Origin of the sequence: Enterobacter sp. CRENT-193, assembly GCF_002787395.1 — a bacterium.
GTDB lineage: Bacteria > Pseudomonadota > Gammaproteobacteria > Enterobacterales > Enterobacteriaceae > Enterobacter > Enterobacter hormaechei_C.
This window is the reverse complement of sequence record NZ_CP024812.1, coordinates 2,120,837-2,143,987: the sequence shown is the minus strand read 5'-3', so window position 1 is coordinate 2,143,987 and position 23,151 is coordinate 2,120,837. Positions and strand designations below refer to the sequence as shown.

Below are 23,151 nucleotides of genomic sequence, written 5' to 3'. Positions count from 1 at the left end.
TGCACTGTTGATACAGTTACCAATGTGAAAATTCTATTAATTGAAGACGACCTGGATCTCGGCAATGGCGTACGTATCGCCCTTGCAGATCAAGGATTTGATGTCATATGGGTACGCCGCAAAGAGGATGCGCTGCATCAGCTTGGGATCTGCGTGCCGGAACTTATTTTGCTAGACCTGGGGCTGCCCGATGGCGATGGCATGAGCCTGATGACGCGCCTGCGTCAACAGCTTAAGGGCGTCCCCGTCATCATCCTGACGGCGCGAGGCACGCTACAGGACCGCCTGTGCGGTCTGGATGCAGGCGCAGACGATTATCTGGTCAAACCTTTTGTTCTCGCCGAACTGCTGGCGCGCGTGAGAGCCCTTGCGCGGCGCAGTTACGGTTTTGAAAATGAGGCAATAGAAATTCGCGGTTTGTCGCTTCATATTCCGACGCGTCGCGTAACGGTGAGCGCACGCCACGTTGAGCTGACGGCAAGCGAATATGCGCTGCTTGAAACGTTAATGCTGCGCGCCGATCGCGTGCTTACGCGACGGTATCTGGAAGAAAGGTTATTTGGCACGAAAGAAAACCTCAGCAACGCACTTGATGTGCATATGGGTAACCTGCGGCGAAAAATTGGCGATGGCTTTGTGCGAACGGTGAGAGGCGTTGGGTATGTCATTGATACCGTACCCGTTCAGAAGGCGGCAGGTTGATGCGTAATTTTTGGCACCACCTCAGGCTTCCCACACTGGTCAGGCGAATGCTGGTCGCCCAGATGCTGCTGCTTACGTTGCTCTGGTGTCTCTTTTTAACCTTCATTTTGCTGGAAGACCTGCGTAGTCCTCCCATACTGACGGGCAGTGAGACTTACGAAACCGTTTTTTCCCTGGTAGAGAGCATGGACGATCGCCCGCAGGCGCGTGATGCCGTGCTGGCAGCGTTCAGCAAGGCGCTGCGGGAGGGCTATGGCGGCGGTGAAGACCCGGAGCTGTCCATCAACCTCATTGTTCGCAAGAATAACGAGATTATTTTTTCTTCGAATGGTGCGCCAACGGGGGTAAAAAATAGCCGTCTGGGGGTCATGCAGCATGTCCAGAGTGAGGACCATACATGGACAAGCCGTACCCTCAAATCCGCGCACTCCGACGTGGAGGTCACCCTTTTTACCCCTGCCGGTAGCTGGAATTTCTTTATCTATCTGAACTCACGCGGCTACTACGTCATGCCGCTGATGATATGCATCCCTTTTCTTCTGTTCCCCGCGTGGCTGTCCATCCGCATCGCGATGCGCCCCTGGAACAAGGTGGTAGATGAAATTTCATTGCGCACGCCGGACGATCTCTCGCCTTTAAAAGCCGTCCCCAGACACAGGGAGCTTCGCCAGACGGTCGACGCGATTAATGACTTTCTGGCCAGGGTGCGGGAAAGCGCCGAAAGGGAAAAAATGTTTATTGCCGATGCCGCTCACGAACTGCGTACGCCTCTGGCCGCGATGCGGATCAACGTCGAGGCATTGCAGTCCTGGGTCATCAGCGAAAGCCAGCAGGAACTGCTTGCGGGCATTGTTCGCAGCAATAGCCGTGCTGCGCGTCTCGTCAATCAGCTTCTGCTGATGATGCACAGCGAAGCACACATCAGCACGGTGATGTCGCCTGTGCCGCTGACAACGCTTATTCAGGAGCGAATGGCTGCCCTGGAACCGCTGGCGTCCGGACGCAGAATTGAGTTTGAATTCTTCGCCGACGATGAAATCCATGTCGCAGGCATTCGGGAACGTCTGGTGTCGCTGATCGACAATTTAATTGAGAATGCCGTGAAGTACAGCCCCGAGGGTGGACGCATTGAGGTACAACTGCAATCGCGTGATAAGTGCGCTCAGCTGCGCGTCTCAGACGCGGGCCCCGGTATCCCGATTGAACTGCGGGAGCGCGTGTTCGACAGATTTTTCCGCGATCCTAATCAGACCCAAAGCGGGAGTGGACTGGGGCTTGCCATCGTCAAAGCCGTTACGCAGCAACACAACGGCAGGGTCAATCTGAGTACGTCAGCCGAAGGTGGTCTTATGGTGACCGTTGATTTCCCGAATCCGGCGTTCGCATGAACGTAAACCCGGCGCTACACGTCCTGACATGTGTCAGCGCAGCGTTACTTCACGTATGCCGCAGATTGCTTCAATAAAATTACCGTATTTGTTATATTGTTACTTACTGATTATTCACCTCTGCGGTGCCAAAAAGAACAAGATTCACCGCAACCCAGGACAGAAAAATGTTAGATTACCGCTTCCCGACAGCTTTGCAGATGGTTCTCAGCGTAGCGATGGCGGAGCAATCGGGTGAACGTTCGACGAGTGCAATCCTGGCTTACGGCCTGGAAGCGAATCCGAGCTTTATCCGCAAATTAATGGTTCCTCTCGCCCGCGACGGCATTATCGTCTCCACGCTTGGCCGCAACGGCTCTATTCATCTTGGCCGCCCGGCTGAAGAGATCACCCTGCGTGATATCTACCTTTCCGTCACTGAAGATAAAAAGCTGTGGGCGTCCCGTCCTGACGTCCCGGCCCGCTGCGTGGTCAGCGCCAACGCCTGCTGGTACTTCAAATCAATCGCTGATGAAGCGGAACAGGCTTCGTTAGCGGTTTTAGCGCGCCATACCGTCGCCAGCGCGCTGGAAGAGGTGAAAAAAGCCGATACCAGCGGGTGCGATCCGGTGCCGGAACTCTGTACGCAGCATAAAAAAGCGCCTTAATCCTGACAGACTGCGAAAAAAAAGCCGCCTTCATTGTGAAGGCGGCTTTTTGCTATCTGCTACGTCCTACGCAGGCAACACCTCTCTTTCCGCTTTGCCGCGCGTCACGAACTTACGCAGCGTCACGTAAAAGACCGGCGTCAGGAACAGACCAAACAGCGTCACGCCCAGCATCCCGGAAAAGACGGTGATCCCGGTGACGCCGCGCACTTCTGCCCCTGCCCCGTGACCAAGGATCAGTGGAATAGTCCCGGCAATAAAGGCGATAGAAGTCATTACAATCGGGCGTAAACGCAGGCGGCACGCCTCCAGCGCAGCCTCAATGATGCCTTTGCCCTGAATTTCCAGTTCGCGGGCAAACTCAACGATAAGAATCGCGTTTTTACAGGCCAGCCCCATCAGCACAACCAGCCCTACCTGCACAAAGACGTTGTTATCGCCCCCGGTCAGCCAGACGCCGAACAGCGCGGAGAGCATCGTCATCGGCACGATGAGGATCACCGCCAGCGGCAGCGTCCAGCTTTCATACAGCGCCGCCAGCACCAGGAACGCCAGCAGCACTGCGACCGGGAAGACGATCAGCGCCGTGTTGCCCTGGGTGGCCTGCTGGAAGCTCAGGTCCGTCCATTCAATATTCATCCCGTTCGGCAGGATCTGCTTAGACATAGCGTCCAGCTGCGTCATCGCCTGCGCGGAAGAGAGCACGCGCGGGTCGGCATCACCAATCAGATCCGCCGCCGGGTAGCCGTTGTAGCGGATCACCGGGTCCGGACCGTAGGTGGTCGTGATGTTCACCATACTGCCAATCGGCACCATTTCGCCCTGGCTGTTGCGGGTACGCAGATTCGCAATATCTTCCACGCTGTCGCGGAACTGCCCGTCGGCCTGCGCCATCACGCGCCAGGTACGCCCGAACTGGTTGAAATCATTGACGTACGACGAGCCCAGATAGGTTTGCAGCGTCCCGAAGAGATCGGTCAGCGACACGCCCTGCGCTTTCGCCTTATCGCGGTCAACCTGGACGTCCAACTGCGGCACGTTAGCCTGGTAGGTTGAGATGGGGAAATGCATCCCCGGCGTCTGCATAATCGCCCCGGACATGGTGTTCACCGCGTTTTGCAGCGCGCCATAGCCCAGACCAGCGCGATCCTGTATGTACAGCGAATAGCCCGACCCCTGACCCAGCCCTAAAATCGGCGGCGGCAGAATCGAAAAGCCAAAGCCCTGCTGGATTTGCGCGATTTTCGCGTTGATCTCCGCGTTAATTTCCGCCGCGGAATGTTTACGCTGGTCGAACGGCTTCAGGCCAAAAAAGACCGTCCCGGTGTTCGGCGTATTGGTGAACTGGAGCGCATTCAGGCCAGGAAACGCGACCGCATAATCCACGCCTTCGGTATTCATCCCGATTTCGCTCATTTTGCGGATCACCGCATCGGTACGCGCCAGCGACGAGCCTTCCGGCATTTTCACGCCGCCAATCAGGTACAGCTTATCCTGCGTCGGAATAAACCCGCCGGGAACGGCTTTAAACATCACCCCCGCAGCGCAAAGCAGCAGCAAATAAACCACAAACACCGCCCCGCGTCGGCCGAGCGTTTTGCTCACCAGCCCCTGATAGCCAGTCGAGCTGCGGCGGAAAAAGCGGTTAAACGGACGGAAAATCCAGCCGAACAGACGATCGATAAGCCGGGTCGGGAAATCTTTCGGGGCGCCATGCGGCTTCAACAGCAGCGCGGCCAGCGCTGGCGAGAGCGTCAGCGAGTTGATGGCGGAGATCACCGTGGAAATGGCTATCGTTACCGCAAACTGTTTGTAAAACTGACCGGTCACGCCGGAGAGGAACGCCATCGGAACGAATACCGCACAGAGCACCAGCGCAATGGCAATAATCGGCCCGGACACCTCACGCATCGCCTGATGCGCTGCCGCAAGTGGGGCGAGCCCCTCTTCGATATTTCGTTCGACGTTTTCCACCACCACGATGGCATCGTCCACCACGATACCGATGGCGAGCACCAAGCCGAACAGGCTGAGGGTATTCAGCGAGAAGCCCAGCAGGTAGAGAATGCTGAAAGTACCCACCACCGACACCGGCACCGCGATCAGCGGAATGATCGACGCGCGCCAGGTTTGCAGGAACAGAATGACCACCAGCACCACCAGCACCACGGCTTCCAGCAGCGTTTGCACCACCGCACGGATTGAATCACGCACGAAGACCGTCGGATCGTAAGGTGCCGCCCACTTCATGTCTGCCGGGAAGCGCGTGGACAGTTCGTCCATTTTCGCGCGCACCGCGTTAGACAGATCGATGGCGTTCGCCCCCGGCGACTGGAAGATACCAATCCCGACCGCGTCTTTATTGTTCAGCTGGGAACGCAGGGCATAGCTCCCGGAGCCCATTTCAATCCGCGCCACGTCGCGCAGGCGGACGACCGTACCATCCTGCGTTGTTTTCAGGACAATATTGCCAAACTCTTCTTCGGTATGCAGGCGGCCCTGGGCGTTAATGGAGATCAGGAAGTCGCTCTCTTTCGGCAGCGGCTCGGCGCCAAGCTGACCGGCGGAGACCTGCACGTTCTGCTCCTGCATCGCCGTCACTACGTCCGAAGCGGTCAGACCGCGGGCAGCCACCTTGTTCGGATCCAGCCAGACGCGCATCGCGTATTCACCCGAGCCAAAAATCTGGATCTGACCCACGCCGGGCAGACGCGCCAGCTCGTCCTTCACCTTCAGCGTGGCGTAGTTACGCATATACAGTGAATCGTACTTACCACCAGGCGAAAACAGATGCACCACCAGCGTCAGCGTGGGCGACTGTTTCTGAGTCGTGATGCCCAAACGCCGCACGTCTTCCGGCAGACGCGCCTCGGCCTGCGCGACGCGGTTTTGCACCTGAACCTGCGCCTGATCCGGATCGGTGCCCGGGCGGAAGGTGACGGTAGTCACCAGCACGCCGTCGGAGCCCGCGACGGATTTCATGTACATCATGTTTTCAACGCCGTTGCTCGCCTCTTCCAGCGGTGTTGCCACGGTCTCAGCAATCACTTTCGGGTTGGCGCCCGGATACTCGGCGCGCACCTGCACGCTTGGCGGCACGACGTCAGGGTATTCGCTCACCGGCAGCAGCGGGATGGCGATTAATCCTGTGATAAAAATCAGAATCGACAGTACGGCGGCAAAAATCGGCCTGTCGATGAAAAAACGGGAAAAGTCCATGGATTGGATTCTCAGGTAAGGGATCAGTTGAGGGCGGCGCTGGCGGTCATGGCAACGGTTTTTGCATTAACCGGCATACCCGGCATAAACACTTTTTGTAAACCATCGACGATGACTTTATCCCCGGGATTCAGCCCCTGCTGTACGATACGTAAACCGTCGGCCAGACGCCCGGGCGTGATGTCGCGGCGCTGCGCTTTTCCGTCTTTATCCACGATATAGACGTATTTACGATCCTGATCGGTCAGCACCGCCTTATCGTCAACAAGCGTGGCTTTAAATTCCGCACTGCCCGGCAGGCGTACGCGGGCAAACAGTCCCGGCGTGAACTGACGCTGTGAGTTATCCAGCAGCGCGCGCATGCGGATGGTCCCCGTACCCGGCGTAAGCTGGTTATCCAGGAAATCCACTTTGCCCTGATGGGGATAGCCCTCTTCGCCCGTCAGGCCAATCTCCACCGGCAGCGCCGTGTGATTGCTGGACGCCCCCTGCCCGCTGCGGGCCAGGTTTTGATAGTGAAGGTAGGTTGACTCGTCCACGTCAAAGTAGACGTACACCGTCTTCTGCGAGACCAGCGTGGTGAGGACGCTGGCGGTATCGCCCGCAGTCACCAGGTTCCCGCTGGTGATCAGCGCCCGGCTGGCGCGACCATCGATAGGCGCAGTCACTTTGGTGAAGTCCAGGTTGAGCTGGGCTGCGTCAACCGCCGCCTGCGCGGCGCGAATGTCGGCCTGCGCCTGAACGGCAGCCGAGCGACGCTGCTCCCACTCTTCCCGTGAGACCAGATGGGTATTGATCAACTTATCGGTACGGTTGGCTTCACTTTGCGCGAGGCTGGCCTGCGTTTTGGCTCTTGCCAGGTTCGCCTGCGCCTGTTCCAGCGCGGCGCGATAGGTTCGGTCATCGATGGTGAACAGCACCTCGCCCTTCTTCACTTCCTGGCCGTCGGTGTAATTCACTTTCTCAATGTAGCCGGACACGCGCGGACGCAGCTGAACGCTTTCCACCGCTTCAATGCGACCGTTAAAGCTGTCCCACTGGCTAATGGATTTCACCACCACGTCAGCAGCGCTGACAACGGGCGCTTGCGGCGCGGCATTTTGCGCGACGCTGTCATCGCACCCGACGAGAAGCACGGAGAGTAAAACCACCCCCATCGCGCTCAGATGAAAGTTACCCCAGGTTTTTTGCAGGCTCATTATTTTTATTCCGGTTATTGTAGCCGCCGGGCAAGACGCAGCGGGAGACGCCGCGCCACTTCCTTTGTCCGGTAGCTGGCTTAAGGCCATTTGTGTCGTTCATCGCCACAAAACTGTAACAGTTGCGAATACACTATTCGCGGCGATTGTAGGAAGGCGCTTAACTAAGTGCAAGAATAATTGTTGCACTTTATGTGCTATTTGCGGCAAAGGTAAATCACGTGTTTTGAACAGGGATTTAAATGCAACAATAAAACTTGCAATTAATGTAAAAACGGGTCACCTTTAAGTGCAACAAACAAAGATGCTTTTTAATGCGTGGCGTAGGGGGAAGCAAGATGAACACGGGTGCATTCATTCACGATTTACTCGACTGGATCGACAACAACCTCGATAGCCGTCTGGACATTGAAACCGTCTCCAGGCGAGCCGGCTATTCGAAATGGCACCTCCAGCGGCTTTTCAAAGAACATACCGGCTCCCCTCTCGCCGAATATATTCGCGCGCAAAAGCTGCAAAAATCGGTTGAGCGCTTAGCCCACAGCGATGAACCGATTCTGAACGTGGCGATCGCGCTGGGCTTTGACTCTCAGCAGTCCTTCAATCGCAGCTTTAAGCGTCAGTATGGTCAGGCGCCAGGGGCATGGCGACGCAGTATCGGCTGCCGTGGATCCCGGCAGATGAGCCAGTAGCTCACGTCCCGTTCGGATATCAGCTACAAAAGAAAAACCCTCTGTAAACAGAGGGTTTTATCAGTCTTACCTGCTTATAACTTGGCAGGAAAGGTTATGGGCTTACTCCCACTCGATCGTCGCCGGTGGCTTGCCGCTGATGTCATACACGACACGCGATATGCCATTGACTTCATTGATTATTCTGTTAGACACGCGGCCTAAGAAGTCATACGGCAGGTGCGCCCAGTGCGCGGTCATGAAGTCGATGGTTTCCACCGCACGCAGGGAAACAACCCAGTCGTACTTACGGCCATCGCCCATCACGCCGACGGAGCGTACCGGCAGGAACACGGTGAACGCCTGGCTCACTTTGTTGTACAGGTCAGCTTTGTGGAGCTCTTCGATGAAGATCGCGTCCGCGCGACGCAGCAGGTCGCAGTACTCTTTCTTCACTTCGCCCAGCACGCGTACGCCGAGGCCCGGGCCCGGGAATGGGTGACGGTAGAGCATGTCGTACGGCAGCCCCAGCTCCAGACCGATTTTACGCACTTCGTCTTTGAACAGCTCACGCAGCGGTTCCACCAGACCCATCTTCATCTCTTTCGGCAGGCCGCCCACGTTGTGGTGAGATTTGATAACGTGCGCTTTACCGGTTGCGGAGGCCGCAGACTCGATCACGTCAGGGTAGATAGTGCCCTGCGCCAGCCATTTCACGTCTTCCAGCTTCAGCGCTTCTTCGTCGAACACTTCCACGAACACGCGACCGATAATCTTACGTTTCGCTTCCGGATCGTTCTCGCCTTTCAGCGCGTCCAGGAAACGCTGCTCGCCTTCCACGTGAACGATGTTCAGACCGAAGTGGTCGCCAAACATGTCCATAACCTGCTTCGCTTCGTTCAGGCGCAGCAGGCCGTTATCCACGAAGACACAGGTCAGGTTTTTGCCGATGGCGCGGTGCAGCAGCATCGCGGTCACAGAGGAGTCCACGCCACCGGAGAGGCCGAGGATCACTTTGTCATCGCCAACCTGCTGGCGGATACGCTCCACGGCGTCGTCGATGATTTTTGCCGGGGTCCACAGGGCTTCACACTGGCAGATGTCACGCACGAAGCGCTCCAGCATGCGCATACCCTGACGGGTATGGGTCACTTCCGGGTGGAACTGCACGCCGTAGAAACGTTTTTCTTCGTTCGCCATGATGGCGAACGGGCAGCTTTCGGTGCTGGCAACGGTCACGAAGTCGGACGGGATAGCGGTGACTTTGTCGCCGTGGCTCATCCACACGTCCAGCAGCGGCTTGCCGTCTGCGGTCAGAGAGTCTTCGATACCGCGCACCAGCGCGCTGTCGGTGACAACTTCAACCTGTGCGTAGCCGAACTCACGCTCGTTAGAGCCTTCTACGTGGCCGCCCAGCTGCATCGCCATGGTCTGCATACCGTAGCAAACGCCGAACACCGGTACGCCCGCTTCGAACACGTACTGCGGCGCGCGCGGGCTGTTCTCCTCGGTGGTGCTTTCCGGGCCGCCGGACAGGATGATGCCGCTTGGATTGAATTCGCGAATCTGTGCTTCCGTGACATCCCACGCCCACAGCTCACAGTAAACGCCCAGCTCACGCACGCGGCGCGCCACCAGCTGAGTGTACTGAGAACCAAAGTCCAGGATGAGAATGCGATGTTTATGAATGTTTTCCGTCATTGACGCTAATTCCGAGGCAAGTGAAACAAAACAAAGCGCCCGGCATTGAGCCGGGCGCGGAAATTTATCAGGAGCCCAGACGGTAGTTCGGGGACTCTTTGGTGATCGTCACGTCGTGAACGTGGCTCTCCTGGATACCCGCACCGCTGATGCGTACGAATTCCGCTTTGGTACGCAACAGGTCAATGGTACCACAGCCGGTCAGACCCATACAGGAGCGCAGGCCGCCCATCTGCTGGTGAATGATCTCTTTCAGGCGGCCTTTATACGCCACGCGACCTTCGATACCTTCCGGTACCAGTTTGTCAGCAGCGTTATCGGTCTGGAAGTAACGGTCGGAGGAACCTTTGGACATCGCGCCCAGGGAGCCCATACCGCGGTAGGATTTATAAGAACGCCCCTGGTAGAGTTCGATTTCACCCGGAGATTCTTCGGTACCGGCCAGCATGGAGCCCACCATCACGGCTGCGGCACCTGCGGCGATCGCTTTGGCGATGTCGCCAGAGAAGCGGATACCGCCGTCCGCGATAACCGGAATACCGGTGCCTTCCAGCGCTTCAACCGCGTCAGAAACCGCCGTGATCTGTGGCACGCCTACGCCAGTGACGATACGGGTGGTACAGATAGAGCCAGGGCCGATACCCACTTTCACCGCGCTGCAACCCGCTTCCGCCAGCGCGCGAGCGCCTGCGCCTGTTGCCACGTTACCGCCGATAATCTGGAGATCCGGGTATTTAGCACGGGTTTCACGAATACGTTGCAGAACGCCTTCGGAGTGGCCGTGGGAGGAGTCAATCAGCAGCACGTCAACGCCTGCGGCAACCAGCGCGTCAACGCGCTCTTCGTTACCTGCGCCCGCGCCAACCGCAGCGCCGACGCGCAGACGGCCATGCTCGTCTTTACAGGCGTTCGGTTTACGTTCTGCTTTCTGGAAATCTTTAACGGTGATCATGCCGCGCAGGTGGAAGTTCGCGTCCACAACCAGCGCTTTCTCAACGCGTTTTTCGTGCATTTTCGCCAGCACCACGTCGCGGGTTTCGCCTTCACGCACGGTCACCAGACGCTCTTTTGGCGTCATGTAGACGCTTACAGGCTGGTTCAGGTCAGTCACGAAACGCACGTCACGACCGGTAATGATGCCGACCAGTTCGTTGTCTTCAGTGACTACCGGGTAGCCTGCAAAGCCGTTACGCTCGGTCAGGGCTTTCACTTCGTGCAGCGTGGTGGTTGGCAGAACGGTCTGAGGATCGGACACGATACCGGATTCATGCTTCTTCACGCGGCGAACTTCTTCCGCCTGACGCTCGATAGACATGTTTTTGTGGATAAAGCCAATGCCGCCTTCCTGTGCCAGGGCGATAGCCAGACGCGCTTCAGTCACGGTGTCCATTGCTGCGGAGAGCATAGGAATGTTCAGACGAATGGTTTTCGTCAACTGCGTGCTGAGGTCGGCAGTATTCGGCAGAACGGTGGAGTGAGCGGGAACGAGGAGGACGTCGTCAAACGTCAGTGCTTCTTTAGCAATACGTAGCATGGGCAATATCTCTGACCTGGGTGGTTAAATATTGCCGTGGCATTATACAGAGCGTAACCGATTGCATCCACACTTTTTTGAAAAAAATGCTTGCGCTCACCTCTCAGCAGGTTACTATCGACTGAATAACTTGCTGATTTAGAATTTGATCCCGCTCACATGTTATCCTCTCAATCCCCCTCAATCTATACTGTCAGCCGCCTTAATCAGACGGTGCGTTTGCTGCTTGAGCAGGAAATGGGACAGGTCTGGATCAACGGTGAAATCTCTAACTTCACGCAGCCTGCTTCCGGCCACTGGTACTTTACGCTGAAAGACGACACCGCTCAGGTGCGCTGCGCGATGTTCCGCAACAGCAACCGTCGCGTGACGTTCCGTCCTCAGCATGGCCAGCAGGTTCTGGTTCGCGCCAACATTACCCTGTATGAGCCGCGCGGCGATTATCAGATTATCGTCGAGAGCATGCAGCCCGCCGGTAAAGGCTTGCTGCAACAGAAGTACGAGCAGCTAAAAGCCATGCTTTCGGCTGAGGGATTGTTCGACCAGCAGTTTAAAAAACCCCTTCCCTCACCAGCCCACTGCGTTGGGGTTATCACGTCGAAAACCGGTGCGGCCCTGCACGATATTTTGCACGTCCTTAAGCGCCGTGACCCTTCCCTGCCCGTCATTATCTACCCGACTGCCGTTCAGGGTGACGATGCGCCGGGGCAGATCGTGCGCGCCATTGAGCTGGCGAATGCGCGTCAGGAGTGTGATGTCCTGATCGTCGGGCGCGGCGGCGGCTCGCTGGAAGACCTGTGGAGCTTTAACGACGAGCGCGTGGCGCGGGCAATCTTTGCCAGCCTTATCCCGGTGGTAAGCGCCGTCGGCCATGAAACGGATGTGACGATAGCGGATTTTGTCGCGGATTTACGCGCGCCCACGCCGTCCGCGGCGGCAGAGGTAGTCAGCCGTAACCAGCAGGAGCTGCTGCGTCAGATCCAGAACGGGCAGCAGCGCCTGGAGATGGCGATGGACTACTTCCTCGCCAACCGTACCCGCCGCTTTACCCAGCTTCACCATCGTCTGCAACAGCAGCATCCGCAATTGCGTCTCGCGCGTCAGCAAACCGTGCTGGAACGTCTGCGTCAGCGGATGAACTTCGCGCTGGATAACCAGCTTAAGCGGGCGGTATCGCGCCAGCAGCGCACGACGCAGCGTCTGAACCAGCAGAATCCGCAGCCGAAGATTTATCGCGCACAAACGCGGATCCAGCAGCTTGAGTATCGCCTCGCGGAAAATATCCGCTCACGCCTGAGCACCACGCGCGAGCGTTTTGGCAATGCGGTCACCCATCTGGAAGCCGTCAGCCCGCTCTCCACGCTGGCCCGCGGCTATAGTGTGACCACCGCGACGGACGGCAAAGTGTTGAAGCAGACGAAACAGGTCAAAGCCGGGGATGTACTCACCACCCGGCTTTCTGACGGCTGGGTCGAGAGTGAGGTAAAAGAGATCAAACCGGTGAAAAAAACGCGCCAGCGTAAAAGCGGATAAATCTTCGCCGGTTACAAACTATACTGCTGCTATTGCCTTTTTTGATAAGGAGAGCAGCATGCCCCATCTTCATAGCGTCATCCCTCCGTATATTCTTCGTCGTATTATCGAAAGCGGTTCAGAGCCCCAGCAGCGCTGCGCCCGTCAGACATTAACCCATGTGCAAACCCTGATGGCGCATATGCCGGGTAAACCCGCCGCGCCGCATGTGAATAAAGCCGGTCAGCTTGAGCGTGACATCTACGATGCGAAACAGGCCCAGGAGCTGCCGGGTAGCCAGGTGCGCTATGAAGGCCAGCCCTCCAACGGCGATGTGGCGGTGGATGAAGCGTACGATTATCTGGGGATCACCCATGATTTCTTCTGGAAGGAGTATCAGCGGGATTCGCTCGATAATAAGGGGCTGATCCTGACCGGCACCGTGCATTACGGCCGTGAGTATCAAAACGCCTTCTGGAACGGCCAGCAGATGGTCTTTGGCGATGGCGACGGGGAAATCTTCAACCGCTTCACCATTGCCATCGACGTGGTGGCGCATGAGCTGAGCCACGGTGTGACGGAGACCGAAGCCGGGCTCATTTACTTTGAACAATCTGGCGCGCTGAACGAGTCGTTATCCGACGTGTTTGGTTCGCTGGTGAAGCAATACTATCTTAAGCAAACCGCCGACCAGGCAGACTGGCTGATTGGCGAAGGGCTGCTGGCAGCGGGGATTAACGGCAAAGGGCTGCGCTCCATGTCTGAACCCGGCACCGCCTACGACGATCCCCTCCTTGGCAAAGATCCGCAGCCCGCGCACATGAAAGATTTCATCAAAACGCGCGAGGATAACGGCGGCGTACACCTTAACTCTGGCATCCCCAACCGGGCGTTTTACCTGGCCGCAACAGCAATCGGTGGCTACGCCTGGGAAAAAGCGGGTTATGCCTGGTACGACACGGTTTGCGATCGCAACCTGGCGCAGGATCCGGATTTTGACGCTTTCGCAAAACTGACGATCGCCCACGGCGAGAAACGCTCCGGTAGCGACGTTGGGGCGGCCATTAAACAAGCCTGGGAACAGGTGGGAGTACTGTAATGCAGGTACCGGAACTGACGGATGACGCCGTGGTTGAGCTGGCCCGGGAAGGCGGCGTCGCCTTTATTCCTAAGCTGAGCGGTCAGCGCACGATCGCCCTCTCCACGCTCAACGAGGCGCAGCGTCAGCGCGTGGTGAATATTCTGGAACAGGCTATCCCGCGCGGACAGCCACCGGGCCAGGCGTCGTCTCCGGGCAGCGGCGATCAGCGCTATTTTCGCATTCAGATAATCTGGACCCGGCACAATCAGGCGCAGTATACCGATATTATTGTGCTGGTTCCGGAGCAGGAAGCGCCGGAATCGCTGATTGAGCTATGGCAAAAAGGAGAAGGCTGCGTGTGCGATTAAGCCCCAGCCCTGACGAACTCGACGCGTTTTTTTGAGATCAGCCCGTGGCCGTTCTGACAGAAGTAATCCACCGCGCCGCAGGCCTTGAGTACCTGAAGCGGCTGATGGCAGTCAGGGCAGCGCGCTTCGAGGGGAATATCTTTATTGCAGCTGTCGCAGTGCGCGATACCGTTTTGCGGCTCGAGCGCTGCGTGGCAATCCGGACAGGTAATCGACATGCTCTCTCCTGTTGAGTTGGGCCGGGACAGGACAACTGCCCCGGCAGACTGAATAGTATCAGGCTTCGGTAGCCGGTTTAGTTTGCGCATTTTCCAGCATGCGACGTACCGGAACAATGAGGACGATCAGCACCGCAGCACAAATCAGCAGCGCGATGGAGCAACGGGCAAAGAGGTCTGGCAGCATATCCAGCTGGTCGGCCTTCACGTGACCGCCAATCAGCCCCGCAGCCAGGTTACCCAGCGCACTGGCGCAGAACCACAGGCCCATCATCTGGCCGCGCATTCTTTCCGGCGCCAGCAGGGTCATGGTCGCCAGACCAATCGGACTCAGGCACAGTTCCCCGAGCGTCAGCATCAGGATACTACCCACCAGCCAGAACGGAGAAACCCCTGCCCCACCGTTGCTCAGTACGTTCTGCGCCGCCAGCATCATCAGGCCAAAGCCCGCCGCTGCACACAGAATACCGATCACGAACTTGGTGATGCTGCTCGGACGAATGTTTTTGCTCGCCAGCTTCGGCCATGCCCAGCTAAATACCGGGGCCAGCAGAATGATGAACAGGGCATTAATCGACTGGAACCACACCGCCGGGATTTCAAAATCACCGATCATGCGGTTAGTGTAGTCGTTGGCGAACAGGTTGAAGGAGGTTGGCTTCTGCTCGAACGCGGACCAGAAGAACGCGGCGGAGACCAGCAGAATAAAGCACACCAGCAGCCTTGCGCGCTCTTTGCGATTCAGCCCGGCGAAGATGAACAGATAGATGAAGTAGAGCGCGACGGAGGCGGCAATAACATACACCAGCACGCTGGCGACCGCGACCGGATTAATCACAATCACGCCCTGGGCAATCAACGTAACGATGATTGCAACACCCACAGCCAGCGCCAGCAGCCAGGCGCCCACGCCGTTACGTTTCACTACCGGACTGTTCCAGGTGGAGTCCAGACCGACTTCGCTGTCGTAACGCTTCATGGCCGGAACGGCAAACACGCGGAAGATAATCAGGGCGACCAGCATCCCGATACCACCGATACCAAAGCCCCAGTGCCAGCCGTGGGTTTTAATCAGCCAACCGGAAATCAGAGGGGCAATGAACGAGCCCATGTTGATGCCCATATAGAACAGCGAGAAACCGCCGTCACGACGCGCATCGCCCTTTTTGTACAGTGTCCCCACCATGACCGAGATACAGGTCTTGAACAGGCCGGAGCCGAGCACGATAAACATCAGGCCGATGAAGAACAGGTTGTCGCCCATGATGGCCGACAGGGCAATCGACAGGTGCCCAAGCGCAATCAAAATCGAACCGTACCAGACGGCCCGCTGCTGGCCGAGCCAGTTATCCGCCAGCCAGCCGCCCGGCAGCGCGGCGAGGTACATGGTGCCGGCAAAAATACCGACAATCGCCGAGGCGTTTTCACGCGCCAGGCCCATTCCGCCGTCATACACGGTGGCGGCCATAAACAGGATCAGTAGCGGGCGAATACCGTAAAACGAGAAACGCTCCCACATCTCGGTGAAGAACAGCGAACCGAGCGGATAAGGATGGCCGAAGAAGGTTCGGCTCTCTTTTTGATTAACAGAGGATTGCATAATTCTCCCGAAAAGGTATGTGTCGTGCTTGTAAACACCAGCATGTACGCCGAACGGTTACGTATCCGATCGATTTTTTACATGCGGCGAAATGTTGGTTAACCATTTGATAACCAGGCGCTAGTTTTGTCTAGTACCGAACCCTGGACTTTAAGACGAAAATTCGACGATTGTCTACTTTCTTAGATATAAACATGGTTCAAAGCGAATAGTGATTGACATCACACAGGGAAGGCGGGCCTTTTGAATGGGCGAAAAAAACCCGCGACAGGCGCGGGTTTTAGTGAGATCGGTAAGGATTATTTGCTTTTCTTAATGTGCTTAATCAAACGCTTACGCTTACGCATCTGGTTCGGCGTCAGGGTGTTGCGTTTATTCGCAAACGGGTTTTCCCCTTCCTTGAACTGAATACGGATAGGCGTACCCATCACGTCCAGCGACTTGCGGAAGTAGTTCATCAGGTAGCGTTTGTAGGAGTCCGGCAGATCCTTCACCTGGTTACCGTGGATCACCACGATAGGCGGGTTATATCCCCCGGCGTGAGCATATTTCAGCTTCACGCGACGACCGCGCACCAGCGGCGGCTGGTGGTCTTCAGCAGCCATGTTCATGATACGGGTCAGCATCGCCGTGCTCTGACGGCGGGTAGAGCTGTCATAGGCTTCACGAACGGATTCGAACAGGTTGCCGACACCACTCCCGTGCAGGGCAGAGATGAAGTGAACGCGGGCAAAGTCGATAAAGCCCAGACGGAAGTCCAGCGTCTCTTTCACCTGCTCGCGCACTTCATTGCTCAGGCCGTCCCACTTGTTGACGACGATAACCAGTGAGCGCCCACTATTGAGGATAAAGCCGAGCAGAGAGAGATCCTGATCGGAGATACCTTCACGTGCGTCAATAACCAGCAGCACCACGTTGGCGTCTTCAATCGCCTGAAGGGTCTTGATCACCGAGAATTTTTCAACCACATCGGTGATTTTCCCGCGCTTACGCACCCCTGCGGTGTCGATAAGTACGTACTCACGTTCATCGCGCTGCATTGGAATGTAAATGCTGTCACGCGTTGTGCCTGGCATGTCGTAAACCACTACGCGCTCTTCACCGAGAATACGGTTAGTAAGCGTAGACTTACCTACATTTGGGCGGCCCACGATAGCCAGCTTGATAGGCAGATCCTGCGGGTTGAAGTCGTCTTCCGGCTCTTCCTCTCCTTCTTCTCCGGCTTCAAACTGCGCCCAGTATTCAGCGTCCTCATCCACCTCTTCCGGTGGGTTTACTTCATCAACCCACGGCAGCAGAACGGTTTCCAGCAGGCTGGTGACGCCACGGCCATGCGAGGCCGCGATAGGATAAATATCGCCCAGGCCTAAAGACCAGAAATCCGCAATGGCCTGATCGGCATCGATGCCGTCAGTTTTGTTCGCCACCAGGAAGGTTGGCTTTTCGCGTGAACGCAGATGTTTAGCGATAGCAGAATCCGCGGGCATCAGGCCAGCGCGAGCATCCACCATAAACAGAACCACATCTGCTTCTTCGATAGCCAGCAGAGATTGCTCTGCCATGCGGGTTTCTACGCCGTCTTCCGTACCGTCAATACCCCCGGTATCGATACAGATGAACTCGCGTCCTTCCACCTCTGCACGACCGTACTTACGGTCACGCGTCAGCCCCGGGAAATCCGCAACCAGCGCATCACGGGTGCGTGTTAAACGGTTAAAAAGAGTGGATTTTCCAACGTTAGGGCGCCCGACAAGCGCGACCACAGGTACCATGTTTGAAGCCTCATAAAATTCAAAATAACGTCGCTTTCGCAGCGTTTTTAAAAATGTCAAAACGGCTCCTGAGTGAACAGGAGCCGTTTAGTATACTACAACCGCCGTGTAATTAACGCGTGATCGCGTACAGCGTGCCGTCTTTTGCCTGAATCAGCAGTTTGCCGTCAGCCACAACGGGCTCCGTCAGGAAGCCTGAGCTATCCACTTTCTGCTGTGCCACGAAGCGGCCATTCTCTGGATCGATCCAGTGCATATAGCCTTCGCTGTCGCCCACCACCAGGCTGCCGTTATACAGTGCCGGTGCGGTCAGCAGACGGTGCAGCAGATCGCTTTGCGTCCACAGCGTTACGCCACCTTCGGTGCTCAGCGCCAGCAGGCGGTCGTTCTGATCCACCATATAAATACGGTTGCCGTCGACGATGAAATCGTTCACGGAACCCAGCTCACGTTTCCACATGATCTGGCCGCTACGCAGGTCCAGCGCCGTCAGGTTGCCGTTATACGCCAGCGCGTAAACCACACCGTCGACGATAACTGGCGTGGTGTCCACGTCACTCAGACGGTCGATTTCAGTTGAACCGGTCGCCTGGGAAATACGCTGCTGCCAGATCATCTGGCCCTGCTGCATCAGTACCGCGCTGACACGGCCGTTGTCACCGCCCACAATGGCGGCACCAAATGCGGTCGCCGGAGCAGATTCACCACGCAGAGACAGCGCTGGCATATCCAGGTTAACCGTCCATTTTACCAGACCATCGGCTTCGTTCAGCGCCTGCAACTGGCCGTTGCTGGTATGGATCAGCACCAGGCCGTCGCTGACAACCGGACGCGACAAGGATTCACCGGCAACGGTGGTCTGCCATGCAACCGAACCGTCGCTGGCATTCAGCGCGTAAACCTGCGCTTTTTCGCTGCCCACATACACGTGACCGCCAGTAACGGTCAGGCCGCCAGAAAGCAGTGCAGGTTTACGGGAGAACCAGCCGTCTTTTTCCGCCAGGTTAATGGACCACACTTCTTTTCCGTCATCAGCGTTCAGCGCTTTAACGGTGCCTTTGCGATCGGCCGCATAGACAACGCCGTCAGCAAATGCCGGGTGCAGGTTGGAATAAAAATCGCCAATACCATCGCCTACGGAAGTGTCCCAGGCGGTGGATGGGGTGAACTGGTTTTCAACCGTCGGCAGCGGGGACATTTTAACAACGTCTTCTTCGCCACTGAACAGTGAACAACCACTCAATAACGTAACAGAAAGCAGTCCTGGCAGAAGTAATTTACGCAATTGCATTGGGTCCCTCTCAGACGGACAAATTATTTATTTTCATCTGCATCATTTCGCTCAGCGCAGGTGAAGCTTTACTATCCACGCCAGCTTGCCACGCTTTACGCGCGCCCGCTTTATCACCCTTACTCAGCAGTGCTTCACCGCGAAGATCGGCAACAATAGCGGCAAAGCCTTCGCCTTTGATGGTATCAAGCGTTTTGAGCGCGTCGTCGGCTTTTTTCTGCTGAACCTGGATACGCGCCAGACGCAAATTGATCACCGCTTTCAGATTATCGTCACTGGCAGCAGCAAGCCCCTGAGACAGTTGCGCAGCGGCTTTGTCCAGTTCGTTTTTATCAACATACTGCTGAGCCACTTCCAGCGCAGCCAGCGCGCCGTAGGTGTTTTTGTTGTCAGCGGCAAATTTCTCCGCAGCCGTCAGCGTTTGCGGCTGATCGGCACGGATTGCGCTAACGGTATTTTCGTAGTTCAGGGACGAACCGCGAGCAGAGTCAGCCTGATGATTGTTCCAGTAACGCCAGCCTACCAGCGCACCAACACCTAAAATAACCCCTACAACCAGTGCTTTGCCGTTTTCAGCAAAGAAGCGTTTAACCGCATCAACCTGGTCGTGTTCGTTCTCGTAAATTTCCACGCAGTCCTTCTCCTTAGCCCAATAGAGTGCGCAAGTGCGCCGCAACGCCATCCTGCGTTACCGTAGTTTGCTCACCAGAGCGCAGGTCTTTAACTACCACTTCGCCGATGGCCACTTCGGACTCACCCAGCACCAGTGCGATACTTGCGCCCCACTTATCGGCACGAGCAAACTGTTTTTTAAAGTTGCCGCCGCCGTGGTTGGTCATCAGCTTAACGTCCGGCAGCGCATCGCGCACGCGTTCGGCAAGCTGCATTGCCGCAGACTGCGTATCCGCACCTGAGGCCACCAGGTATATATCGACAACAGGATCGGCTTTAAATTCCGGATTAACTGCCTGAACCAGCAAAACAAGTCGCTCAAGGCCCATCGCGAAGCCTACTGCCGGTGCTGCGCGACCACCCAGTTGCTCGACCAGACTGTCATAACGACCGCCAGCACAGACGGTGCCCTGCGAACCGAGGCTGGTGGTGACCCACTCAAATACGGTGCGGTTGTAGTAGTCCAGACCGCGCACCAGACGCTGGTTAACGGTATAAGCAATGCCCGCCGCTTCAAGCAGCTTGCACAGGCCGGCAAAGTGTTCGCGAGAATCCTCATCCAGGTAGTCACCCAGCGCTGGCGCATCGTTCAGCAGCGCCTGTACGTCAGGATTTTTGGAATCGAGTACGCGCAGCGGGTTGCTGTACATACGACGCTTACAGTCTTCGTCGAGCTTCTCTTTGTGCTGTTCCAGGAACGCCACCAGCGCATCGCGATAGTTCGCACGCGCTTCCAGAGAACCGATAGAGTTCAGCTCCAGGGATACGTGCTCAGAAATACCGAGCGCACGCCACCAGCGGGCAGTCAGCATAATCAGTTCGGCATCGATATCTGGTCCTTGCAGACCAAACACTTCCACGCCAAGCTGGTTGAACTGACGGTAGCGGCCTTTTTGCGGACGTTCGTGGCGGAACATCGGGCCGATATACCACAGGCGCTGCTCCTGATTGTACAGGAGACCATGTTCGATGCCGGCGCGTACGCAACCCGCCGTCCCCTCAGGACGCAGGGTCAGGCTGTCGCCGTTGCGGTCCTCAAAGGTATACATCTCTTTTTCAACCACGTCGGTTACTTCGCCGATCGCGCGTTTGAATAACGGGGTCTGCTCTACAATCGGCAAACGAATTTCGCTGTAACCGTAGCTGCCGAGCACCTGCTTCAGTGTGCCTTCAATGCGCTGCCAGATGGCGGTTTCGCCAGGCAGATAATCGTTCATGCCGCGGATGGCTTGAATGTTTTTTGCCACGTTTATTCTCTTTCTATATACAAAAAAGAACCCAAAGAATGGGTTCAATCATACATGGGAAGCAGCCTGCTTCCCATCACGTTATTTTTCAACCTGCTGAACGCTGATGCGCTGCGCTTCGTCCATCATCGTCGCTTTTGCACGAATGCGGGCTTCGAGCTGGTCGATCATATCACTATTATCCAGACGATCTTTACGAACGCCATCCTCATAGAGACCACTTTTCTTGTTACCGCCGGTCACGCCCAGCGTGGACACCAGCGCTTCACCCGGACCGTTCACCACGCAGCCGATGATGGAAACGTCCATCGGGGTGATGATGTCTTCCAGGCGCTGCTCCAGAGCATTCACGGTGCCGATCACGTCAAACTCCTGACGTGAACAGGTTGGGCAGGCGATGAAGTTGATCCCACGCGCGCGGATACGCAGTGATTTCAGGATGTCGAAACCGACTTTGATCTCTTCCACCGGATCGGCGGCCAGGGAGACGCGTAACGTGTCACCGATGCCTTCAGAGAGCAGCAGGCCGAGACCAATCGCCGATTTTACCGAACCGCTGCGCAGACCGCCCGCCTCGGTGATGCCAAGGTGCAGCGGCTGATCGATCTGTTTTGCCAGCAGACGATACGATTCAACGGCCAGGAAGACGTCAGACGCTTTGACGCTCACTTTGAACTGATCGAAGTTAAGGCGATCCAGGTGATCGACGTGACGCATGGCGGATTCGAGCAGCGCCTGCGGCGTCGGCTCACCGTACTTTTCCTGGAGATCTTTTTCCAGAGAGCCAGCGTTCACGCCGATACGGATTGGAATGTTTTTGTCGCGGGCGCAGTCAACCACCATGCGAATGCGCTCTTCGTTGCCGATGTTGCCTGGGTTAATACGCAGACAATCGACACCGTATTCAGCGACTTTCAGCGCGATACGGTAATCGAAGTGAATATCGGCAACCAGCGGAACACTCACCTGCTGCTTGATCAGTTTGAACGCCTCGGCGGCGTCCATGGTAGGCACAGAGACGCGAACGATGTCCGCGCCGACGCGTTCTAATGCTTTGATTTGATTGACCGTCGCTTCTACATCCGTAGTACGCGTATTGGTCATCGACTGGACGGCGATAGGCGCCCCATCGCCGATTGGCACGTTCCCAACGTAAATCCGTTTCGATTTTCTACGTTGAATAGGAGCCTGGTTATGCATGTAAAATCTCCCGCATTGCCCGTCTATTACTGTGCTGCTGATTGTTCGGCATTAACGGTAAGACGCGCAACCTGGTTAGTTCTGATAAAGCGGCTCAGATCGACAGGTTTTCCTTGATACTGGATCTGTACCGCTGCCGGTGCGCCGATTTTAAGCTTGTAAGGTGCCTGGCCCGTTAGATTTAACGTGCCATCTTTACGTTGCAGGCCGCTGAACAGCTTTTTACCTGTCGCGTCAGTCACTTCCAGCCAGCAATCAGCCGTAAAATTCATCACCAGCGCATTCGGGTCAACGGAAGGAGCCGCCGTGCCAGCCGGGTCAGTTGGCAGTGACGCCGCGGTGTTATCTGCCGGTGCCGTTGCCGCAGGGGCGGTATCAACATTGGCCTGAGAAGGTGATACGACCGCGTTCTGATCCTGGGTCTGGGTGGCTGGCGCAGTATTCGTCGTCGCTTCTGGCGTCGCCGCTGGCTCGGTTGCAGGCGTGTTGCTTGCTGCCGACTGAGGTTCGCTGGAGGTCGCCCCTTCGGTGCTCAACGGCACGCTTTGCGCGCCGTTATTACCAGACTGATTAAGCTCAGCGGAGGACTGATCGGCCATGGTGGTGATCTCTTCCTGCTGCGCTTTGTGGTTTTGCCACCACCATGCGCCCGTCAGGCCGACAACCACAAACAGGACCAGCCAGGTAAAGCTCATCAGCCAGCCATCGCGTTTTTTACGACGTTTACCCAGAGAGAAGCTTTGCATCGGCGCAACTTTTGCCGCACGCACAGGCGCCTGCTTCTCCATCATCGGCAGTAATTCGTCTTCAGGGATATGAACCAGTTTGGCGTAAGAACGGATATAACCGCGCAGAAACGTTGAAGCCAGATCGGCGGGTGCCTTATCTTCTTCAATATCGCGAACGGTGGAAACCTTCAGGCACAGGCGTTCTGCAACGGCTTGCTGGCTAAGTCCGAGTTGTTCACGGGCGTTGCGAAGACGAACGCCAGTGGAGAGTGCTGCATTTTGATCGTGAGTGGCTTCAGTATTCATTCGCTACAACTACTGGTACGTGAAAATAAGGGTTCAGGTGCCGGTGAGTCACAATGCCACCCGCACCGCGAAACTTTAGGTCAGTTAACCTGGAA

Annotated in this window: 19 protein-coding genes; 7 read left to right on the top strand and 12 right to left on the bottom strand. The window is 56.5% G+C overall.

What is annotated here, in order from left to right; genetic code table 11:
• Positions 1 to 24: 24 nt before the first annotated feature.
• The 3 genes from CU081_RS10565 (at position 25) to CU081_RS10555 (ending at position 2,737) form a co-directional block, all read left to right on the top strand.
• Positions 25 to 702, top strand: a complete 678-nt coding sequence (locus CU081_RS10565; protein ID WP_022651566.1) for a response regulator — start codon at positions 25 to 27, stop codon at positions 700 to 702.
• Complete coding sequence (locus CU081_RS10560; RefSeq protein WP_022651567.1) at positions 702 to 2,090, top strand: sensor histidine kinase; 1,389 nt, start codon at positions 702 to 704, stop codon at positions 2,088 to 2,090. Before CU081_RS10565 ends, CU081_RS10560 begins: the two co-directional genes overlap by 1 nt.
• Before the next feature lie 167 nt (positions 2,091 to 2,257).
• Positions 2,258 to 2,737, top strand: coding sequence for an RrF2 family transcriptional regulator (locus tag CU081_RS10555; protein ID WP_003860591.1), 480 nt, complete (start codon positions 2,258 to 2,260; stop codon positions 2,735 to 2,737).
• A gap of 66 nt (positions 2,738 to 2,803) precedes the next feature.
• On the opposite strand, the gene oqxB is transcribed toward CU081_RS10555, so the two are convergent.
• Together oqxB and CU081_RS10545 are read right to left on the bottom strand one after the other, a co-directional pair.
• A complete protein-coding gene (gene oqxB / locus CU081_RS10550) occupies positions 2,804 to 5,956 on the bottom strand; it encodes a multidrug efflux RND transporter permease subunit OqxB (protein WP_022651568.1) in 3,153 nt (1,050 codons plus the stop codon).
• Positions 5,957 to 5,979: 23 nt separating this feature from the next.
• The gene (locus tag CU081_RS10545; RefSeq protein ID WP_022651569.1) at positions 5,980 to 7,155 is read right to left on the bottom strand and encodes an efflux RND transporter periplasmic adaptor subunit; all 1,176 of its coding nucleotides are present in this window, start codon (positions 7,153 to 7,155) and stop codon (positions 5,980 to 5,982) included.
• 338 nt (positions 7,156 to 7,493) lie between these two features.
• On the opposite strand from CU081_RS10545, the gene CU081_RS10540 reads away from it, so the two are divergent.
• Positions 7,494 to 7,847 carry a helix-turn-helix domain-containing protein gene (locus CU081_RS10540; protein ID WP_022651570.1) on the top strand — a complete coding sequence of 118 codons (354 nt, stop codon included), beginning with the start codon at positions 7,494 to 7,496 and terminating at the stop codon, positions 7,845 to 7,847.
• A 102-nt stretch (positions 7,848 to 7,949) separates the two neighbouring features.
• Here the strand turns inward: CU081_RS10540 and guaA are convergent, their stop codons facing one another.
• Together guaA and guaB are read right to left on the bottom strand one after the other, a co-directional pair.
• Positions 7,950 to 9,527 carry a glutamine-hydrolyzing GMP synthase gene (gene guaA / locus CU081_RS10535; protein ID WP_003860599.1) on the bottom strand — a complete coding sequence of 526 codons (1,578 nt, stop codon included), beginning with the start codon at positions 9,525 to 9,527 and terminating at the stop codon, positions 7,950 to 7,952.
• 67 nt (positions 9,528 to 9,594) lie between these two features.
• A complete protein-coding gene (gene guaB, locus CU081_RS10530; RefSeq protein WP_003860601.1) occupies positions 9,595 to 11,061 on the bottom strand; it encodes an IMP dehydrogenase in 1,467 nt (488 codons plus the stop codon).
• Between the two features lie 159 nt (positions 11,062 to 11,220).
• Here guaB and xseA point away from each other — a divergent pair, with 159 nt between their 5' ends.
• From xseA to CU081_RS10515, 3 genes are read left to right on the top strand one after another with little or no spacing between them, the layout of a single operon-like run.
• A complete protein-coding gene (gene xseA / locus CU081_RS10525; protein WP_022651571.1) occupies positions 11,221 to 12,594 on the top strand; it encodes an exodeoxyribonuclease VII large subunit in 1,374 nt (457 codons plus the stop codon).
• A 58-nt stretch (positions 12,595 to 12,652) separates the two neighbouring features.
• Complete coding sequence (locus CU081_RS10520; RefSeq protein ID WP_003860605.1) at positions 12,653 to 13,672, top strand: M4 family metallopeptidase; 1,020 nt, start codon at positions 12,653 to 12,655, stop codon at positions 13,670 to 13,672.
• Positions 13,672 to 14,022, top strand: a complete 351-nt coding sequence (locus CU081_RS10515) for a protealysin inhibitor emfourin (protein ID WP_003860606.1) — start codon at positions 13,672 to 13,674, stop codon at positions 14,020 to 14,022. The genes CU081_RS10520 and CU081_RS10515 overlap by 1 nt, the downstream gene beginning before the upstream one ends.
• Here CU081_RS10515 and CU081_RS10510 read toward each other — a convergent pair.
• From CU081_RS10510 to rodZ, 8 genes are all read right to left on the bottom strand, one after another.
• Complete coding sequence (locus tag CU081_RS10510; protein WP_003860607.1) at positions 14,019 to 14,240, bottom strand: zinc ribbon domain-containing protein; 222 nt, start codon at positions 14,238 to 14,240, stop codon at positions 14,019 to 14,021. The genes CU081_RS10515 and CU081_RS10510 overlap by 4 nt on opposite strands.
• Positions 14,241 to 14,298: 58 nt before the next feature.
• Positions 14,299 to 15,840: a peptide MFS transporter gene (locus CU081_RS10505; RefSeq protein WP_003860609.1), complete on the bottom strand. Its 1,542-nt coding sequence runs from the start codon at positions 15,838 to 15,840 to the stop codon at positions 14,299 to 14,301.
• A 299-nt stretch (positions 15,841 to 16,139) separates the two neighbouring features.
• Positions 16,140 to 17,612 carry a ribosome biogenesis GTPase Der gene (gene der / locus CU081_RS10500; RefSeq protein WP_003860611.1) on the bottom strand — a complete coding sequence of 491 codons (1,473 nt, stop codon included), beginning with the start codon at positions 17,610 to 17,612 and terminating at the stop codon, positions 16,140 to 16,142.
• A gap of 112 nt (positions 17,613 to 17,724) precedes the next feature.
• Entirely contained in the window at positions 17,725 to 18,903 is a 1,179-nt protein-coding gene (gene bamB, locus CU081_RS10495) for an outer membrane protein assembly factor BamB (RefSeq protein ID WP_003860612.1), read from the bottom strand.
• Between the two features lie 10 nt (positions 18,904 to 18,913).
• A complete protein-coding gene (locus tag CU081_RS10490) occupies positions 18,914 to 19,534 on the bottom strand; it encodes a YfgM family protein (RefSeq protein WP_003860614.1) in 621 nt (206 codons plus the stop codon).
• 13 nt (positions 19,535 to 19,547) lie between these two features.
• Positions 19,548 to 20,822 carry a histidine--tRNA ligase gene (gene hisS / locus CU081_RS10485; RefSeq protein ID WP_003860616.1) on the bottom strand — a complete coding sequence of 425 codons (1,275 nt, stop codon included), beginning with the start codon at positions 20,820 to 20,822 and terminating at the stop codon, positions 19,548 to 19,550.
• A gap of 81 nt (positions 20,823 to 20,903) precedes the next feature.
• Positions 20,904 to 22,022, bottom strand: a complete 1,119-nt coding sequence (gene ispG, locus CU081_RS10480; RefSeq protein WP_003860619.1) for a flavodoxin-dependent (E)-4-hydroxy-3-methylbut-2-enyl-diphosphate synthase — start codon at positions 22,020 to 22,022, stop codon at positions 20,904 to 20,906.
• Positions 22,023 to 22,048: 26 nt separating this feature from the next.
• Positions 22,049 to 23,056: a cytoskeleton protein RodZ gene (rodZ, locus tag CU081_RS10475; RefSeq protein WP_003860621.1), complete on the bottom strand. Its 1,008-nt coding sequence runs from the start codon at positions 23,054 to 23,056 to the stop codon at positions 22,049 to 22,051.
• Positions 23,057 to 23,151 lie beyond the last annotated feature (95 nt).

What these genes read in the sequence shown, in the direction of transcription:
- der (WP_003860611.1), bottom strand. Translation starts at nt 17,612, where the DNA reads ATGGTACCTGTGGTCGCGCTTGTCGGGCGCCCTAACGTTGGAAAATCC.
- oqxB (WP_022651568.1), bottom strand. Translation starts at nt 5,956, where the DNA reads ATGGACTTTTCCCGTTTTTTCATCGACAGGCCGATTTTTGCCGCCGTA.
- CU081_RS10555 (WP_003860591.1), top strand. Translation starts at nt 2,258, where the DNA reads ATGTTAGATTACCGCTTCCCGACAGCTTTGCAGATGGTTCTCAGCGTA.
- CU081_RS10515 (WP_003860606.1), top strand. Translation starts at nt 13,672, where the DNA reads ATGCAGGTACCGGAACTGACGGATGACGCCGTGGTTGAGCTGGCCCGG.
- CU081_RS10510 (WP_003860607.1), bottom strand. Translation starts at nt 14,240, where the DNA reads ATGTCGATTACCTGTCCGGATTGCCACGCAGCGCTCGAGCCGCAAAAC.
- CU081_RS10560 (WP_022651567.1), top strand. Translation starts at nt 702, where the DNA reads ATGCGTAATTTTTGGCACCACCTCAGGCTTCCCACACTGGTCAGGCGA.
- guaB (WP_003860601.1), bottom strand. Translation starts at nt 11,061, where the DNA reads ATGCTACGTATTGCTAAAGAAGCACTGACGTTTGACGACGTCCTCCTC.
- CU081_RS10520 (WP_003860605.1), top strand. Translation starts at nt 12,653, where the DNA reads ATGCCCCATCTTCATAGCGTCATCCCTCCGTATATTCTTCGTCGTATT.
- CU081_RS10545 (WP_022651569.1), bottom strand. Translation starts at nt 7,155, where the DNA reads ATGAGCCTGCAAAAAACCTGGGGTAACTTTCATCTGAGCGCGATGGGG.
- rodZ (WP_003860621.1), bottom strand. Translation starts at nt 23,056, where the DNA reads ATGAATACTGAAGCCACTCACGATCAAAATGCAGCACTCTCCACTGGC.
- CU081_RS10540 (WP_022651570.1), top strand. Translation starts at nt 7,494, where the DNA reads ATGAACACGGGTGCATTCATTCACGATTTACTCGACTGGATCGACAAC.
- xseA (WP_022651571.1), top strand. Translation starts at nt 11,221, where the DNA reads ATGTTATCCTCTCAATCCCCCTCAATCTATACTGTCAGCCGCCTTAAT.
- guaA (WP_003860599.1), bottom strand. Translation starts at nt 9,527, where the DNA reads ATGACGGAAAACATTCATAAACATCGCATTCTCATCCTGGACTTTGGT.
- CU081_RS10505 (WP_003860609.1), bottom strand. Translation starts at nt 15,840, where the DNA reads ATGCAATCCTCTGTTAATCAAAAAGAGAGCCGAACCTTCTTCGGCCAT.
- ispG (WP_003860619.1), bottom strand. Translation starts at nt 22,022, where the DNA reads ATGCATAACCAGGCTCCTATTCAACGTAGAAAATCGAAACGGATTTAC.
- bamB (WP_003860612.1), bottom strand. Translation starts at nt 18,903, where the DNA reads ATGCAATTGCGTAAATTACTTCTGCCAGGACTGCTTTCTGTTACGTTA.